Source organism: Methylotenera sp. (genome assembly GCF_029945535.1).
Classification (GTDB): Bacteria; Pseudomonadota; Gammaproteobacteria; order Burkholderiales; family Methylophilaceae; genus Methylotenera.
This window is the reverse complement of sequence record NZ_JAQSCU010000001.1, coordinates 1-14,917: the sequence shown is the minus strand read 5'-3', so window position 1 is coordinate 14,917 and position 14,917 is coordinate 1. Positions and strand designations below refer to the sequence as shown.

The window sequence follows — 14,917 nt, the reverse complement described above, 5'->3', positions numbered from 1 at the left end:
TCAATTATACCTTACTACTTGTAAGGTTTTATTTCTCGTTATTTTTCTCGTATTCTTCATACGCATTGACGATTTTTTGTACCAAAGGGTGGCGTACTACATCGGCAGATAAAAAGTGCGTCATGGCAATGCCTTTGATGTCTTTTAACACTTTTTGTGCTTCAACCAACCCGCTTTTTTGATGGCGCTGTAAGTCAATTTGCGTCACATCGCCAGTAATCACGGCTTTAGTGCCAAAGCCAATGCGCGTTAAAAACATCTTCATTTGCTCAGGTGTGGTGTTTTGCGCTTCATCTAAAATGATAAAGCTTTGGTTGAGCGTACGCCCACGCATGTAAGCTAAAGGCGCTACTTCAATTGCACCACGTTCAAACATTTTATTCACGGTGTCGTAGCCCGCTAAGTCATATAGCGCGTCGTATAAAGGGCGTAAATAGGGATCAACTTTTTGGTTTAAGTCGCCAGGTAAAAAGCCTAATTTTTCGCCAGCTTCTACCGCTGGGCGCACTAGAACAATACGTTTTACTCGGTCACGACTCATCGCATCTACTGCGCTGGCAACGGCTAAATAGGTTTTACCTGTACCTGCAGGGCCTATGCCAAAAGTGATGTCATGGTCTTGAATCTGCTGCAAATAGGCGATTTGTCTAGGCGTGCGGCCATGTAGTTCAGTGCGGCGCGTCATTAAAGTTGGCGCGTTTGAAGTGGCTACATCTTCAGGCTTGAGCTTATTGATTTCGACTAAACCCAACTGAATCTCATCAAGACCAATTGGATTTTTAGCGCGAATATAAAAGCTCTCAATCAACTGCACAGCCAAGCGCATATTGTGAACATCGCCTGTAAAGCGCATGTGCGCGCCACGTCTTGCGATTTGTACTTCTAGCGCATCCTCAATTTGCTTGATATTTTCATCAAGTACGCCGCATAGATTGGCTAAACGTGTGTTGTCTTCTGGGGTTAGGTTGATTTCCATTACGACTCAAATTTCAATAATTAAACAATTTCGCCGCGTAAGCGTTTAGGGTTGCTCACATCGGTAATGCGCACGTTCACAAATGTGTGTATCAGGCTTTCATCTCCTACAATGTCGACAATGCGATTGTTATCGGTTTTGCCTGCTAGCTCATTGGCGTTTTTCCACGAGGCACTTTCAATCAACACGCGTTGAACGGTGCCAAGCATTTGCGTACTGATGTTTTTACCTAACTCTTCGTTGATGGCTTGCAGTTTTGTTAATCGCGCCAATTTAACTTCTTGCGAAGTTTCGTCGGCAAGGTAAGAGGCTGGCGTACCCGGGCGCGGGCTGTATAAAAAGCTAAAACTGTAATCAAAACCTACGTCTTGCATGAGTTTTGCCGTGGCTTCAAATTCAGCTTCTGATTCGCCCGGAAAGCCTACGATAAAATCTGAAGTGAATGTAAGGTTAGGGTTTGCCACGCGCAGTTTGCGTATAGTGGATTTAAATTGCAGTGCAGTATAGTTGCGCTTCATCGCCATCAGTACGCGGTCGCTACCCGCTTGCACTGGTAAATGTAACTGCACAGCTAACTTTGGAATGTTCGCGAAACAATCTATCAATCGCTGATTCATTTCATTAGGGTGGCTAGTGGTGAAGCGGATGCGTTCGATTTGTGGAATCTCAGCAATGTATTCAATCAACATCGCTAAATCAGCTTCTAGGTCATTATATTGGGCACGATAGGCATTTACGTTTTGTCCGAGCAGGGTAATTTCTTTCACGCCTTGTTCAGCTAGTTGTGCGGCTTCAGTCAAAATAGCTTCAAACGGACGCGAGACTTCCTCGCCGCGCGTGTAAGGTACTACGCAGAAGCTGCAATATTTACTGCAGCCTTCCATAATGCTGAGAAAAGCACTGGCGCCTTCAATACGCGGAGGCGGTAAGTGATCAAACTTTTCAATTTCAGGAAAGCTAATATCTACCTGAGAAACACCACTAGATTGGCTGTTTTTAATCATGTCAGGCAGGCGATGCAAAGTTTGTGGGCCAAATACCACATCTACGTAAGGTGCACGTTTAATGATGTTATCGCCTTCTTGACTCGCCACACAGCCACCCACGCCAATTACTAAATTTGGATTGGCTTTTTTGAGTGGGATAAATCGTCCAAGATGGCTAAATACTTTATCTTCAGCTTTTTCACGTACTGAGCAGGTATTGAGCAGTATTACATCTGCATCTTCAGGCGTGAGTGTTTCTACCATGCCGTCGGTCGCATTAAGCATATCAGCCATGCGCGATGAGTCGTACTCGTTCATTTGGCAGCCAAAAGTTTTAATGAACACTTTTTTAGGTGAACTGCTAATGGGCGTGAGCGAATCTAATTTATTTTCAGTGGTTTTCAAGGCAGGTTTTCAATATTGGTTTTCAAGGCTGTTTTTCAACAGCCGCGTGCGTTTGTAAAGCATAATTTTAACGCATTTTGCTACCCTAGTACTAATTACCTTGGTCTTATAAAAAGCCTGATCAATGTGCTGCTGACGATTTAAGTATGCGCTAACTTCTTAATCCATTAAAATTACGTTTTTATCTAACTCACCTAAAATTATATCAAGGGTCGTCTATGCACGCAGTGCTTCGTAACAATCTATTTTTTGTTAAAGAACAAGTGGCTATGTTTAAAGCCGCTAACAATTACGATATTTATGACCCTAGCACCAATCAAAAAATCATAGAGTGCCGTGAACCTAATCTTGGCATTTTTACCAAGATTTTTCGCTTTACCGATTACAAGCGTATGACGCCCTTTGATGTAGAAGTGCGTACGCCAGAAGGTCAAAATATTCTAAGCGTGAAGCGTGGTTTTTCTATATTCGATTCAAGAGTAGAAGTGTTTGATGAGCAAGGTAAATTAGCGGGTACCTTCAGCCGCAAGTTTTTTTCGATTGGTGGCAAGTTTGATGTGTTGGATGCACAAGGCACGGTGATTTGTACATTGCAAGGCAAATGGACTAGCTGGGATTTTAGGTTTATGAAGGGCGAAAAAGAGCTCGCTAACGTTTCAAAAAAGTGGGCTGGTTTGGGTAAAGAGCTATTTACCAGCGCAGATAATTATATGCTGACCATTGATAACAGCGTGGCCGCTAATGATACGGCGCGTGTGCTGATTATGGCTGCGGTGTTATGTATCGATATGGTATTAAAAGAGTAAGTGATTCATCGAAATTTATTAAAGTAGCGAATTCAGTTAATCAAGGCAATAAAGGCTAGGCATGCAAGCACTCCCAATTTTTATTAATATTACTAACCGCCGCTGTGTGGTCATCGGCGGTGGCGATGTGGCTGCGCGTAAAGTCACTATGCTGCTGAAAGCGAACGCGGCTGTGGTGCTTTATTCGCCTGAGCTTTGTCATGAGTTAAGTGCTTTAGTGAGTGCAGGGAAAATCACTCATATCAATGCCAACTTTGAGCCAAATCAGCTAGAAGGTGCATGTTTAGTGATTGCTGCTACGGATGATGAGGCTGTAAATACGGCCGTTTCGCTTGCTGCAAAGGCGCTCAATATTCCTGTGAACGTGGTTGACTCACCTGCATTGTGTACCTTCACGATGGCATCCATCGTTGAAAGGTCGCCTATTGTCATTGCCATTTCAAGTGAAGGCAATGCTCCAGTATTGGCGCGCTATATTCGGACGAAAATTGAAACTATGTTGCCTGCAAGTTATGGACGCATCGCTGAAATTGCTGGTGAATTTAGAGATAAAGTCAAAGCAAAGTTTACTACCACGCAACAACGTCGTATTTTTTGGGAAGGTGTGTTGCAAGGGCCGATTGTCGAACGTATTTTGTCCGGGCAAGATGAAGCGGCAAGAAGGGCGTTAGATGATCTGTTGTCTGATAAAGCTGACCCTAAGCATCACGGTGAAGTCTATTTAGTAGGTGGTGGTCCAGGCGATCCAGATCTACTCACATTTAGGGCTTTGCGTCTCATGCAGCAATGTGATGTCTGTGTGTACGATAAATTAGTCAGCCCAGAGGTGATGGAGTTGGTGCGTCGTGATGCAGAGCTCATTTACGTAGGTAAGTCTCGCGACCAACATACGCTTCCACAAGAAGAGATTAACGAGTTATTGGCAAGACTAGCATTAGAAGGTAAACGCGTACTGCGCTTAAAAGGCGGCGACCCATTTATTTTTGGACGAGGTGGTGAAGAAATTGAAACCTTGATGCAACGCGGCGTGCCGTTTCAAGTGGTGCCTGGCATTACTGCAGCTAATGGTGTTTCTAGCTATGCGGGCATCCCGCTTACACATCGAGATTATGCGCAAGCTTGCTTGTTCATCACAGGGCATTTAAAAGAAGGGACTGTAGACCTAGATTGGGTAGCGATGTCGCGCCCACGCCAAACCGTTGTGATTTACATGGGCTTGGTTGGAATGGAAAAGATTTGTGAGCAGCTCATCGCGCATGGCGTATCGCCAGATATGCCTGCCGCTGTGGTTCAGCAAGGCACGACCCAAAAGCAACGCGTAGTTGTGGCAACACTGAAAGATTTGTTTGACCAAGTTACCATGGCGGAAATTAAAGCGCCTTGCTTAACTATTATTGGAGAAGTGGTGCAGTTGCGCGACAAACTTAATTGGTTTGAGTCTGAAAGTAGTAAAAAAGGTAGATAGTTGCAAAATTAAAAAATCTAGCTTTTAATCGGAATGCTCAACCTAGCTTCTAAACCACCTTCTGGTCGGTTGATTAACTCTAATTTACCATGATGTAATTTGGCAATGCGGTCAGCAATCGCTAAACCTAAGCCGCTACCGCCTGCGTTGCTGCGTGCGGTATCTAGTCTTTCAAATGGACGTAGTAGCTTTTGTAAGTGGCTTTCAGGAATCCCAGGACCATTGTCAAACACACTTATCACAATATGTTCAGCCGTGACTTTGCCTGCTATGCGTGCTTGCCCCTTGCCATAGGCATAGGCATTCCCTACTAAATTATCCAACAAGCGTTGCATGGCTAAGGGCTTAATAGGAATAAAGTAAGTGGGTGCTAACTGCACTACTAAGTCACGCCCAGCGCGGAGTTGTCTATCATGCACCGCTTGCAATAAGGTGTTGATGTCAATCATTTGTGTGGGTTCGCCTTCGACACCTTTCACAAAATCTAAAAACTGGTGAATGATATTATCCATATCGGCAATGTCTTGTATCATGCCATTTTTTAGGCTGCCACAACCCTCGTCGGGTAACATTTCCACTGCTAAGCGCAACCTCGCTAGTGGCGTACGAATATCATGTGAAACGCCTGCCAGAATCAGGGTTCTTTCTGCATCGAGCTCAGCTAAAGAATCTGCCATTTTATTAAAAGTTTCATTCACCTCACGCAATTCAGCAAAACTGCCTTCGGGCAGTTTTTCGGGCTGCTCACCCTTACGCAACCTGTTCGCAGCATTCATTAATAAGTGCATAGGTCGATTAATGCGCAAGGCGATAAAGTAACCACCTGCTAGTGAGAGCAACAATATCAATGCACCCCAACCTAACCACTGCCAAGGAAAGCGGCGTTCAACATGCAGTTTCGGAATAACCACCCAAAAATCATCTTGCCCGATATTAAAGCTCACCCAAAGTCCCTGAACGCCATAGTGATTTACGGTAATAATCGTTTCTACGCCTAGGCGCTCTCTAATTTTTTCAGCAACCATGTTAATAAACGGGTCAGGGGGCAGGGGCTCAATATCCTCCATAAAGTCGGCATAATAAACACGTACACCTTCTTTACCTGTGAGTTCAGAAAGCAGGGCTAGGCGGAGGTTGTCTTGCGATGCGATGAGCGATGCTCGGGTGTAATTCACTACAGTAACCGCTTGCAGTGCAGTGGCCTCTGCACGCGGCTCTCGTTCAAAGTACTCAAAGATTTGTAATGACGCAATTTGCCCAATGGCTAGCAAAAAGGCAATAAGCAACATGCCTCGTGCGAGCAATGTTTTAGGTAGAAAAGTGAATTTCAAACTGAGTGTTCTGTAATTGGTTTAGTCATGTTTTGAAAGACAAAAGTATTTGTGAATAATTCAGACGCAATTAATCGTCCTCGCTATTTAATTTACTTTTGCTAATCAATCTTGGCCTTAGTCAACTTCACCATCAGGAATAAACACATAACCAAAGCCCCACATGGTTTGTAGATAACGTGGATGTGCGGCATCAGGTTCAATGAGTTTGCGTAAACGGGATACTTGCACATCAATGCTACGGTCAAATACATCTAGCTCACGTCCGCGTGCCAGTTGCATCAATCTATCACGAGATAGCGGCTGACGTGGATGATCCACAAATACTTTTAGCAAGGCAAATTCCCCACTGGTAATGGTGACAGAAGCGCCATCTTTGCTCAGTGAACGTGTTGAAGCATTAAATACAAATTCACCAATGGTCACGCTATCGGTATTCGCAGCAGGTGCACTTGGTTGCAAACGCTCGTGTCTACGCATTACCGCATTAATTCTGGCAAGCAATTCGCGTGGATTAAATGGTTTTGGTAAGTAATCATCTGCGCCCATTTCTAAGCCGATAATTCTATCTACTTCATCACCTCGCGCGGTCAGCATCACAATTGGCAACAAAGTACCAGAGCCACGTATCCTTCTGCAAATAGATAAACCGTCTTCGCCAGGAAGCATTAAATCTAGCACTAACAGGTCAATAGGTTCTGCCGCTAAAACGACATCCATCTCCTTAGCATCAGAAGCCACTTTCACTGTAAAGCCTTGCTCGGTCAGGTAGCGCTGCAATAACTCACGTAAGCGCACGTCATCGTCAACGACTAATATTTTTTTATTTTGATCAACCATAGTTATTTAGCTCGCGTCTTATTATTCAGTTAATTGAAATTGACTTTTGATGCAAATGTGATGAAACTAAGTTTAATATTCATTTGTCAAAAACCAGAATACTAAACTATTACAAAGTGTAAGCTAAATTGAGTCAATTTAAAATAACGCTTTAAATTAAATCAGACGAACTCTACTTAGTTTTAGGGATGAAAATGACCGCTTTTTTATCGTTACAATTAATTACAATTTCAATGTGCAATGAAACAATCAGTTAACAATCGTACTTCATTATGATGCGGTTAAGTTAAGCTAGATTGTTTTTCAACTTATTTATTATAAAGTTAGAGCATTGATTAAACTCACTTCAAAACCTATTTTAACAGTTAAATACACATGCATCGCGATGTGTGTGGGCTTTGGAATGTCGTTTAATGTGGACGCTGCAGGAAAAACCAACTTCATTGCAGCAGGTAGTGTTGAAAGGCCAGTTGCTGGTGAAGAAGCCGCAGGCGATGGCATGCGACAAACGCTCAATCTTAATTTTAGCCCTGAGAATCGCGAAAAGATTCGTAAAGCATTAGATGATTACGCCAAATCGGTCGACCAAGATCATGACCGAATCGAAGAGCGTCGTCGTGCTATGCAAGAGAGCTTAAAAGAGCGCTTTCTCGACGCAGATAATGATAATGACGGCACCATTGATAGGCAAGAAGCTACAGAAAAGCTACCGCAAATCGCAAGACTTTTTAGTCAAGTGGATACGAATCAAGACGGTGTTATTTCATTAGAAGAGCTTCAAGATGCACAATCTAGGGCAGCTGAACGTAGAGGTGCTGCAGAAGCTGCGATAGAAGCGCAAAAGTTACAGGCAACAGATGCCTCAGCAGCAACAAAATCTAAAAGCAAGCAAGCCTCTAATAACTCCAAAAAGCGCACTTATTAGCTATCAAGCTAACATTACGTTGTATTCAACGTTACTTCCCCAAGTCAGTCTGACCATTTCTTTGCAGCTTAATATAAGCGATTAATGAGCTTGATTCTAGAAATCACCGATAGCATCCAGCAAGTTGATGCGCAAAGCTGGGATGCACTGGTGGGAGATATGCCACTACTCAGCCATGCGTTTTTAAGCGCCTTAGAAAGTTCAGGCTCAGTTGGCAAAGGAACAGGCTGGCAGCCTTACCCAATGCTGGTGCATGATGATGGCAAATTAGTGGGTGCAATGCCGCTATATATTAAAAGCCACTCTTATGGTGAATACGTATTTGATTGGGCATGGGCAGAGGCTTACGAGCGCAATGGGTTGAATTACTATCCTAAATTAGTTTCAGCGATTCCGTTTACGCCCATTACTAGCCAGAGGTTGATTGCAAATAGCCCGCAAACACAAGCGTTGATGGTAGAAGCGTTTACTGAAGTTATGCACAAACATCAGTTATCGTCTGCACATGTGCTTTTCCCTGATGACGCTTCTGCAACAGCGTTTGAGCAAGCTGGTTGGCTGCAGCGCAACGGTGTGCAGTTTAGATGGCAAAACGACAGTTTTACGGATTTTGAAGATTTCTTACGTACGCTCAGCCACGATAAACGTAAAAAGATTCACCAAGAGCGTAAAAAAGTGACTGCTTCTGGTGTGGTTTGTAAACGCATCAAAGGTGCAGACATTACACCGGAGCAATGGCAGTTCTTCTACGAATGCTATGAAAACACTTACCTTGAACATCACTCAACGCCTTATTTAACTCCAGAATTTTTTCAGAAAATTGGCCGTAGTATGCCGCAGAATATTTTGCTGGTATTGGCGTATTTAGAGGGTGAGCCAATAGCCGCTGCGCTGAATATTTACCATCAAACTACCTTGTATGGCCGCTATTGGGGGGGGCTGAAATATGTGCCTAACTTGCATTTTGAGCTTTGTTATTACCAAGCCCAAGAGTTTTGTATCGCAGAAAATATTCAGTATTTTGAAGGTGGCGCGCAAGGTGAACACAAGTTAGCTCGCGGTTTTAAGCCACGCCCAACTTGCTCGTTTCACAAAATTTCACACCCTGATTTTGCACATGCCATTAAGGCGTTTGTCACACTAGAAACGCAAGGTATTGCTGCTTATACTAACGAGCTAGAAGAGCGTGCGCCGTTTAAAGCGCAGTAGGCTCATTCAAGTCATTCTTGACTATGTTTAAGTGATAGCACTATGCTTTACCAAGCAATCTCTTTACCATCATAAGCAATAAATTTTCCAGTATTACTCAAGTTCAAATTCTCAATCACCTTACGTAAACCTGCCACGCTAGTTTTTGTATCTATCAATGCATTGCTGCCGCCCATATCGGTTATTACCCAGCCTGGGTGCAAAGTCACTACCGCAATGTCTGCGGGTTGTACGTCTATTGAAAGGCTTTTCATCACCATATTCACAGCCGTTTTTGTACTACGATAAATGTAACTGCCGCCGCTAGTGTTGTCGCTCATGCTGCCCATTTTGCTAGAAAGAGTCGCTATCTTTTTAAGTTCGCTATTTGCAATATGTGTAGTAAAAGCCGTAGCCATTTTTAGTGGTGCAATACTGTTGATTTTAAACGCGTTCAGCCAATCGTTTGTATCCGCATCGCCCAAACTACTTTCAGGGTAAACACCTGCATTGTTGATTAATACATCAATCTTTTCATTTTTTAGTTGTAAAGCCAGCGCATCAATTTGTGCAAAATCTGCTACATCTAAATGCAATACGCGAATGTTGGCATGCGCTTTTGCCAAAGCCCCCAAGGCGCTAGCGTGTTCAGGGTCGCGACAGCACGCCAACACGTTCCAGCCATCTTGCGCATATTGTTGAGTGAACTCCAAGCCAATACCACGATTGGCGCCAGTAATTAACACTTGGTAAGTCATTGCTAAATCCTCTAATAAATAATTGATAAATTATCCGCCTAAAAATACAAAAGCCACAATCTAAGTTGTGGCTTTGTACAGGCTGAATGAGTCAGGCTATTTAGCCATATCCTCCATTTTGTGGTCTTTCATTTTGGAGTGCATGCCCATTTTGTCTTTCATTGCATCTCGCTCGGCTTGGTCGATTTTGCCATCTTTATTGGTATCCATTTTAGCAAACATCTCATCAGCCATTTTTTGATGTGCCGCGGTAAACTCATCGTGGCTTATTACACCGTCTTTGTTGGTGTCAGCATCTTGCATGGTGTGCTTATGGTCGCAATGCATGCCATCTTTACCATCATGGGTTGCATATGCCATTTGCGTTAAGCCTAATGCCAAAGCCGCTACTGCTAAAATTTGTAAAATTTTCATACAATATCCTTTATAAAAAAGTGTTGTATTACACCTAACGTAGACTAGTACTTTGTGATGACGTTCATTTTTGAAGTGACTGACTGTATTACAACCCACAAATGGCTAAATTTAGCACCTGCGGGAACATTTCAATCTCATTGGCATCCTATGTGTTCAATTCATTCGATATTTAAATTATGTATAAATTAAGCGTCAATTTAATCGCTGTCATGTTATTTACAATAAGCAGCATTGCTAGCGCACAAACTTTTTTTGATGAGTCATTTACTGGTAAGCATGTAGAGAAGTTTGCAGACGGCAAACCAAAATACGAAGTAAACATTAAAAAAGGTAAAAAAGAAGGTTTGGAGATTTTTTATTACCCAAATGGCAGTAAACAGATTCAAACTAGCTATGTTGACGATAAAGAAGATGGTGTTTGGAACCAATGGTACGAAAATGGTCAGCTTAAACTAGAGGCGCATTACCAAGCAGGGCAAGAGCATGGAATGTTTACGCAGTGGTACGACAACGGACAAAAAAGGCTGGAGGCGAATTTTATACACGGTAAAAAAGATGGTGTTGAGTACGCTTGGGCGAAAGATGGCAGCATTAAGTCCACAACCACTTACAAAGATGGTCAAGTGGTTGCTGAGTAAATCAGCAATTATCAGTTGAAAATTAAAAACACATTTAAAGGCAATAAAAGTAATTTGCCCAGCAAAGTTTGCACACAATGCGGCTTAAGCATGACGTGGCGAAAATCTTGGGCCAAAAACTGGGATGAGATCAAATATTGTTCTGACAAGTGCCGCAAAGCCGCCAAGTAATTCTAATCAACACTCAATCCAATGAATCCATGACACGACACCTTATTTTAATCTTGGGCGACCAATTAAATCTTGATAATCCAGCATTAGAGGATTTTGACTCTACACAAGATGCCATTTTCATGGCGGAGGTGAACCATGAAGCAACTCAGGTTTGGAGCCACAAAGCGCGAATTGTCTTATTTTTATCTGCCATGCGTCATTTCTATGAAGAGCTCGTTCGCCAATATTCAAGCGGCTTACAAGGTGGTTATTTAAAGTTAGGAGAACACAACTTTGCAACACTTAAAGCCGCATGGGCACAGAAAATCAGCGTATTAAAACCACAAAAAGTGATTGTTTGTGAGCCTGGTGAGTATCGAATAGAGCAAGATTTAATTGCGCTATGTGAAGAAGTGAACACTGAGTTAGTAGTGCGTGATGACACACATTTTATGTGTTCCAAAGCAGACTTCATACATTGGGCAAAGGGCAATAAGCAATTACGCATGGAGTTTTTTTACCGCCAAATGCGTCAAAAATATGATGTGCTAATGCAAGGTAATGAGCCGTTAGGCGGCGCGTGGAATTATGATGCTGAAAATCGCAAAACCTTTGGCAAAACTGGTCCGCAAAATGTGCCTGTAGCGCCAATGGTGTGTATTGATGGCATTACTCAGGCTGCGATTGATATTGTAGAAAAGCACTTTCCAAATCATCCAGGATCATTAAAAAACTTTATTTGGCCAGTCACCCGCGCGGCTGCGCTTCGGTTTTTAGATGATTTTATCAAACATAAGCTGGCAGGGTTTGGTGACCATCAAGATGCGATGTGGCAATCAGCCAATAGTAGCCAAAGTCCATATTTATGGCACTCTCTGCTTTCTGCTTCGCTTAATTTAAAATTGCTTAATCCGCGAGAAGTCATTGCTGCTGCGGTCGTAGCTTATCATCAACAACAATTACCTTTAGCCAGTGTAGAAGGATTTATTAGGCAAGTTTTAGGATGGCGCGAATTTATACGCGGCGTATATTGGCTAGATATGCCCAAAATGGGTGAAGCTAATCATTACAAGCATACACGTGCACTGCCAAGCTGGTACTGGACTGGCGATACGCACATGAACTGCATGAAGCAAACTATAAGTGACACCATGCAGCACGGCTATGCGCATCATATTCAACGATTAATGGTGACGGGTATGTTTGGAATTTTAGCCGAACTAAATCCACGTGAAGTTGAAGCTTGGTATCTTGCCGTGTACGTAGATGCAGTTGAATGGGTAGAGCTTCCCAACGTGGCTGGCATGGCCTTGTACGCCAACGGCGGGCGCTTTACCAGTAAGCCCTACGTCGCTAGTGGTGCGTATATTAAGCGCATGAGCAACTATTGCAGCAATTGCAAATACAAGCCAGAACTTAAAACAGGCGAAACAGCTTGCCCGACTACCACGCTTTACTGGAATTTTTTAATTAAACATTACGATACCTTTAGTCGCAACCCACGCACCGCCTTTATGACTAAAAACGTAGATCGATTTAGCGAAGCTGATAAAGCCGAAGTACATGCACATGCTCAACATATATATCAGAACATTAATGTGATTTAAGCAAAATCATTAGGGATAATTACGCCAACTACATAGGGTAGGTTTTGGAGATGCGCTCATAATGCAACACATGGAGCGAATCATTGTGAGTCGCCAAACTAAAAAGGATACTGAATCATGTGGACAACACCAGCAGCTACAGAAATGCGTTTTGGCTTTGAAGTAACAATGTATGTTATGAATAAATAAGCTGAATAAGTAATCAGTTAATTGATTGAAAAATATAAGCCCAGTGAGAAATCATTGGGCTTTTTAATTGGCATTAAAACAAGCAACCAAGTTTAATCTTCTATTCTAAAGCCCACCTTAAGAGTGACTTGAAAGTGAGCAACTGCTCCATCAACAATATGCCCACGCGTTTCAACTACTTCAAACCACTCCAAATGCTTAACCGTAAGAGATGCCTTGGCAATGGCGCTTTTAATTGCATCGTCCGTACCGATGGGTGAAGATCCTACTAACTCAATAATTTTGTAAGTGTGATGTGACATCATGTTCTCCAGTTTTTAAAATAATGCGTTACAAAGTTTGCTAACTATATAAAAACGAGGGAGGTAATTTTTAAGCATTTATAGTTACCAAAAGTTACTTCGTACAATTTTAAGTCAATTGTAGGTTAATTAAATATTTACTTGCCAATTTGCTTGATATAGATATTTTTTGGAATCCTACAAATAGTTGCCTGATTTCTGAAGTATTACCTAGTTCAGTCGTTGCATCGTGAATGGACTGATATTTAAGACCGATTAAATCTTTTAGTTTTTCTTGGTTTAATTCATCTACACCTTGTTTGATATATTGGCCTAAAACAAAATCAATAAAAGCCGATTGCTTATCTGCGAAGTGTTGATGGATCTTACTTTCGGCGAACGCCCTGCGGCTTTAATGGCTGGGTCTATATGTTCCGCGCGAGTTTCGGCTTCGTTCATTTAAATTAGATTCTTGTTTTTTTCATTAACATAGCTTAAAACCTCAATACTTACAAACCACCTAAACCAAGTTAGCTAGATCACCCAGTTTACGCTCAAGTAAAGGCAAGCGGGCTTGGCTGGCACCATCGGGCGACAAATGCCCAGAAAGAGCCTGCATAAACGCACGATTAGCAAGCAGTGTCGCAAATTGAGCTTGCAAATACTCAACCAGCTCAGGTGCTTGAACCTTGCATTCGTCTAATAAAGACTCTCGCCCATCAACAACCGCAATAATGTCACCTAAATCATGACTCATCAAAAAATCACCTTTACCACGGTCAGCAAAGGCCTCTAATTTGGTGGCAATAAATACAGGCGCGCTGATCAGCTTAATCACTTTTTGACTGGGTAAAGTAAAACCGTTAGCAGTATCCATCGCTAGCGGATACCAACGGTTAGCAAAGCCTAGTACGGTTTTTTCCATCGGCATTACATCTACAGCCACTGCGCCTATACGCCAACGGCAAATGGGCGCATCAACCGACATATCATGCACAAAGCCGCGTGCTATTAATGCGACTTCAACCTGATGATACTCACGTAACACAGTGGCTTGCACCACCAAATCAACATCTTCAGTAGGTCTAATGGCAGGCATGGCTGGGTCGGTAATCAGCAAACCCACCACAGCGCCGCCTACAAACATCATTTGCGCATGCAAAGCATCGCCTAAATGGTGCGCAACCAACTCTAACAACACTACATTGGGGTCGTTGGCATTCATGCTCATGCGCTCAATCGCTCATTAAGCAAATCTTGCGCAAGTGCGCGCTCACGTGCGCTACCTGCACGCAAGGCATCAAACAACACCAGCAACTCATACAATGCAGGGTTACGTTGTGCGGCATTGGGCACACTTGGGTAAAGCGGTTGCAGCGCCATACCACGCACATCGCCAGTGGCGCTAGGCCAAACAGGCGGGGGGTCATTGGGCTGCACAATCATATTTTTGAGTGGAGGTGCTGCATACAAAGTAGCTACACCCCGTGTCATTTCACCGCGCATAGCGGGGAAAGCATAGCGAGCGCCATGCAACACAAACTGCTTAAACGCCTCTAACACCAAGCAAGGTTTATTTTGCGAATTTTTATAAACCAGCTGCGCCAATTGCGCACGCCCTAAACTTGCATGAATCTCAGACGCAGTAATCCCCAACTCATCCGCTAATTGCGCATAGGTAGGCATCACATCTTTACCAAGAGATAGACGTAACAACACCACCAAATCTTGTGGTTTTAAAGAAATTTGTGGGTTAGCAATTGATTTTGCCATTCTAATTCTCATATATTCTTTATTCGCTATTCGCGAATAAAGAATATAAACAACATAAATAAAAATATCAATAGCTTATTTAAAATATTCGCCATTCGCGAACGCAGAATATTTGAGTTGTATGCTATATGTTGAATTGCACTCAGAATTGACCCACCTAGCAATATAAATTGCACTAG

General features: G+C 42.8%; 19 protein-coding genes. 8 read left to right on the top strand and 11 right to left on the bottom strand.

All coding sequences use genetic code 11. The features are described from left to right. Positions 1-28 precede the first annotated feature (28 nt). Positions 29-976: a PhoH family protein gene (locus PSU72_RS00090; protein ID WP_300429388.1), complete on the bottom strand. Its 948-nt coding sequence runs from the start codon at positions 974-976 to the stop codon at positions 29-31. Between the two features lie 20 nt (positions 977-996). Beyond that, positions 997-2,367: a tRNA (N6-isopentenyl adenosine(37)-C2)-methylthiotransferase MiaB gene (miaB, locus tag PSU72_RS00085; RefSeq protein WP_300429386.1), complete on the bottom strand. Its 1,371-nt coding sequence runs from the start codon at positions 2,365-2,367 to the stop codon at positions 997-999. Between the two features lie 218 nt (positions 2,368-2,585). Between miaB and PSU72_RS00080 the strand changes: the two genes are divergently transcribed. Together PSU72_RS00080 and cysG are read left to right on the top strand one after the other, a co-directional pair. Further along, positions 2,586-3,173, top strand: a complete 588-nt coding sequence (locus tag PSU72_RS00080; RefSeq protein WP_300429384.1) for a phospholipid scramblase-related protein — start codon at positions 2,586-2,588, stop codon at positions 3,171-3,173. A gap of 61 nt (positions 3,174-3,234) precedes the next feature. Beyond that, positions 3,235-4,638, top strand: coding sequence for a siroheme synthase CysG (gene cysG / locus PSU72_RS00075; protein WP_300429382.1), 1,404 nt, complete (start codon positions 3,235-3,237; stop codon positions 4,636-4,638). Positions 4,639-4,655: 17 nt separating this feature from the next. On the opposite strand, the gene PSU72_RS00070 is transcribed toward cysG, so the two are convergent. After that, positions 4,656-5,927, bottom strand: a complete 1,272-nt coding sequence (locus PSU72_RS00070) for an ATP-binding protein (RefSeq protein WP_300429486.1) — start codon at positions 5,925-5,927, stop codon at positions 4,656-4,658. 159 nt (positions 5,928-6,086) lie between these two features. Further along, complete coding sequence (ompR, locus tag PSU72_RS00065) at positions 6,087-6,809, bottom strand: two-component system response regulator OmpR (RefSeq protein WP_300429380.1); 723 nt, start codon at positions 6,807-6,809, stop codon at positions 6,087-6,089. A gap of 331 nt (positions 6,810-7,140) precedes the next feature. Between ompR and PSU72_RS00060 the strand changes: the two genes are divergently transcribed. Both PSU72_RS00060 and PSU72_RS00055 read left to right on the top strand, forming a co-directional pair. Continuing rightward, the gene (locus tag PSU72_RS00060; RefSeq protein ID WP_300429378.1) at positions 7,141-7,734 is read left to right on the top strand and encodes an EF-hand domain-containing protein; all 594 of its coding nucleotides are present in this window, start codon (positions 7,141-7,143) and stop codon (positions 7,732-7,734) included. Positions 7,735-7,818: 84 nt separating this feature from the next. After that, entirely contained in the window at positions 7,819-8,943 is a 1,125-nt protein-coding gene (locus tag PSU72_RS00055) for a GNAT family N-acetyltransferase (protein ID WP_300429376.1), read from the top strand. Positions 8,944-8,990: 47 nt separating this feature from the next. Here the strand turns inward: PSU72_RS00055 and PSU72_RS00050 are convergent, their stop codons facing one another. Together PSU72_RS00050 and PSU72_RS00045 are read right to left on the bottom strand one after the other, a co-directional pair. Beyond that, positions 8,991-9,680 (bottom strand): SDR family oxidoreductase, encoded by a 690-nt coding sequence (locus PSU72_RS00050; RefSeq protein ID WP_300429374.1) that lies wholly within the window; start codon positions 9,678-9,680, stop codon positions 8,991-8,993. Positions 9,681-9,776: 96 nt separating this feature from the next. Continuing rightward, positions 9,777-10,094 (bottom strand): EF-hand domain-containing protein, encoded by a 318-nt coding sequence (locus tag PSU72_RS00045; protein ID WP_300429371.1) that lies wholly within the window; start codon positions 10,092-10,094, stop codon positions 9,777-9,779. Positions 10,095-10,306: 212 nt separating this feature from the next. Here PSU72_RS00045 and PSU72_RS00040 point away from each other — a divergent pair, with 212 nt between their 5' ends. From PSU72_RS00040 to pqqA, 4 genes are all read left to right on the top strand, one after another. Further along, a complete protein-coding gene (locus PSU72_RS00040) occupies positions 10,307-10,735 on the top strand; it encodes a toxin-antitoxin system YwqK family antitoxin (RefSeq protein ID WP_300429369.1) in 429 nt (142 codons plus the stop codon). Between the two features lie 15 nt (positions 10,736-10,750). After that, a complete protein-coding gene (locus PSU72_RS00035) occupies positions 10,751-10,906 on the top strand; it encodes a DUF2256 domain-containing protein (RefSeq protein ID WP_367186071.1) in 156 nt (51 codons plus the stop codon). Positions 10,907-10,935: 29 nt separating this feature from the next. Next, on the top strand, positions 10,936-12,495 hold the full coding sequence (locus tag PSU72_RS00030) for a cryptochrome/photolyase family protein (RefSeq protein ID WP_300429367.1): 1,560 nt from the start codon (positions 10,936-10,938) through the stop codon (positions 12,493-12,495). Positions 12,496-12,612: 117 nt separating this feature from the next. Beyond that, a complete protein-coding gene (pqqA, locus tag PSU72_RS00025) occupies positions 12,613-12,684 on the top strand; it encodes a pyrroloquinoline quinone precursor peptide PqqA (protein WP_012777389.1) in 72 nt (23 codons plus the stop codon). A 92-nt stretch (positions 12,685-12,776) separates the two neighbouring features. Here pqqA and PSU72_RS00020 read toward each other — a convergent pair whose 3' ends face one another. From PSU72_RS00020 to PSU72_RS00005, 5 genes are all read right to left on the bottom strand, one after another. Then, entirely contained in the window at positions 12,777-12,989 is a 213-nt protein-coding gene (locus tag PSU72_RS00020; protein ID WP_202943934.1) for a dodecin, read from the bottom strand. 106 nt (positions 12,990-13,095) lie between these two features. Next, complete coding sequence (locus PSU72_RS14405; RefSeq protein ID WP_367186072.1) at positions 13,096-13,314, bottom strand: hypothetical protein; 219 nt, start codon at positions 13,312-13,314, stop codon at positions 13,096-13,098. Continuing rightward, positions 13,299-13,424: a hypothetical protein gene (locus PSU72_RS00015; RefSeq protein ID WP_300429364.1), complete on the bottom strand. Its 126-nt coding sequence runs from the start codon at positions 13,422-13,424 to the stop codon at positions 13,299-13,301. The genes PSU72_RS14405 and PSU72_RS00015 overlap by 16 nt, the downstream gene beginning before the upstream one ends. 61 nt (positions 13,425-13,485) lie before the next feature. After that, positions 13,486-14,196: a hypothetical protein gene (locus PSU72_RS00010; protein ID WP_300429362.1), complete on the bottom strand. Its 711-nt coding sequence runs from the start codon at positions 14,194-14,196 to the stop codon at positions 13,486-13,488. After that, complete coding sequence (locus PSU72_RS00005) at positions 14,193-14,738, bottom strand: hypothetical protein (RefSeq protein WP_300429361.1); 546 nt, start codon at positions 14,736-14,738, stop codon at positions 14,193-14,195. Before PSU72_RS00005 ends, PSU72_RS00010 begins: the two co-directional genes overlap by 4 nt. Between the last annotated feature and the right edge of the window lie 179 nt (positions 14,739-14,917).

What these genes read in the sequence shown, in the direction of transcription:
- PSU72_RS00090 (WP_300429388.1), bottom strand. Translation starts at nt 976, where the DNA reads ATGGAAATCAACCTAACCCCAGAAGACAACACACGTTTAGCCAATCTA.
- PSU72_RS00080 (WP_300429384.1), top strand. Translation starts at nt 2,586, where the DNA reads ATGCACGCAGTGCTTCGTAACAATCTATTTTTTGTTAAAGAACAAGTG.
- cysG (WP_300429382.1), top strand. Translation starts at nt 3,235, where the DNA reads ATGCAAGCACTCCCAATTTTTATTAATATTACTAACCGCCGCTGTGTG.
- PSU72_RS00070 (WP_300429486.1), bottom strand. Translation starts at nt 5,927, where the DNA reads ATGTTGCTTATTGCCTTTTTGCTAGCCATTGGGCAAATTGCGTCATTA.
- ompR (WP_300429380.1), bottom strand. Translation starts at nt 6,809, where the DNA reads ATGGTTGATCAAAATAAAAAAATATTAGTCGTTGACGATGACGTGCGC.
- PSU72_RS00055 (WP_300429376.1), top strand. Translation starts at nt 7,819, where the DNA reads ATGAGCTTGATTCTAGAAATCACCGATAGCATCCAGCAAGTTGATGCG.
- PSU72_RS00050 (WP_300429374.1), bottom strand. Translation starts at nt 9,680, where the DNA reads ATGACTTACCAAGTGTTAATTACTGGCGCCAATCGTGGTATTGGCTTG.
- PSU72_RS00045 (WP_300429371.1), bottom strand. Translation starts at nt 10,094, where the DNA reads ATGAAAATTTTACAAATTTTAGCAGTAGCGGCTTTGGCATTAGGCTTA.
- PSU72_RS00040 (WP_300429369.1), top strand. Translation starts at nt 10,307, where the DNA reads ATGTTATTTACAATAAGCAGCATTGCTAGCGCACAAACTTTTTTTGAT.
- PSU72_RS00030 (WP_300429367.1), top strand. Translation starts at nt 10,936, where the DNA reads ATGACACGACACCTTATTTTAATCTTGGGCGACCAATTAAATCTTGAT.
- PSU72_RS00020 (WP_202943934.1), bottom strand. Translation starts at nt 12,989, where the DNA reads ATGATGTCACATCACACTTACAAAATTATTGAGTTAGTAGGATCTTCA.
- PSU72_RS00015 (WP_300429364.1), bottom strand. Translation starts at nt 13,424, where the DNA reads ATGAACGAAGCCGAAACTCGCGCGGAACATATAGACCCAGCCATTAAA.
- PSU72_RS00010 (WP_300429362.1), bottom strand. Translation starts at nt 14,196, where the DNA reads ATGAGCATGAATGCCAACGACCCCAATGTAGTGTTGTTAGAGTTGGTT.
- PSU72_RS00005 (WP_300429361.1), bottom strand. Translation starts at nt 14,738, where the DNA reads ATGGCAAAATCAATTGCTAACCCACAAATTTCTTTAAAACCACAAGAT.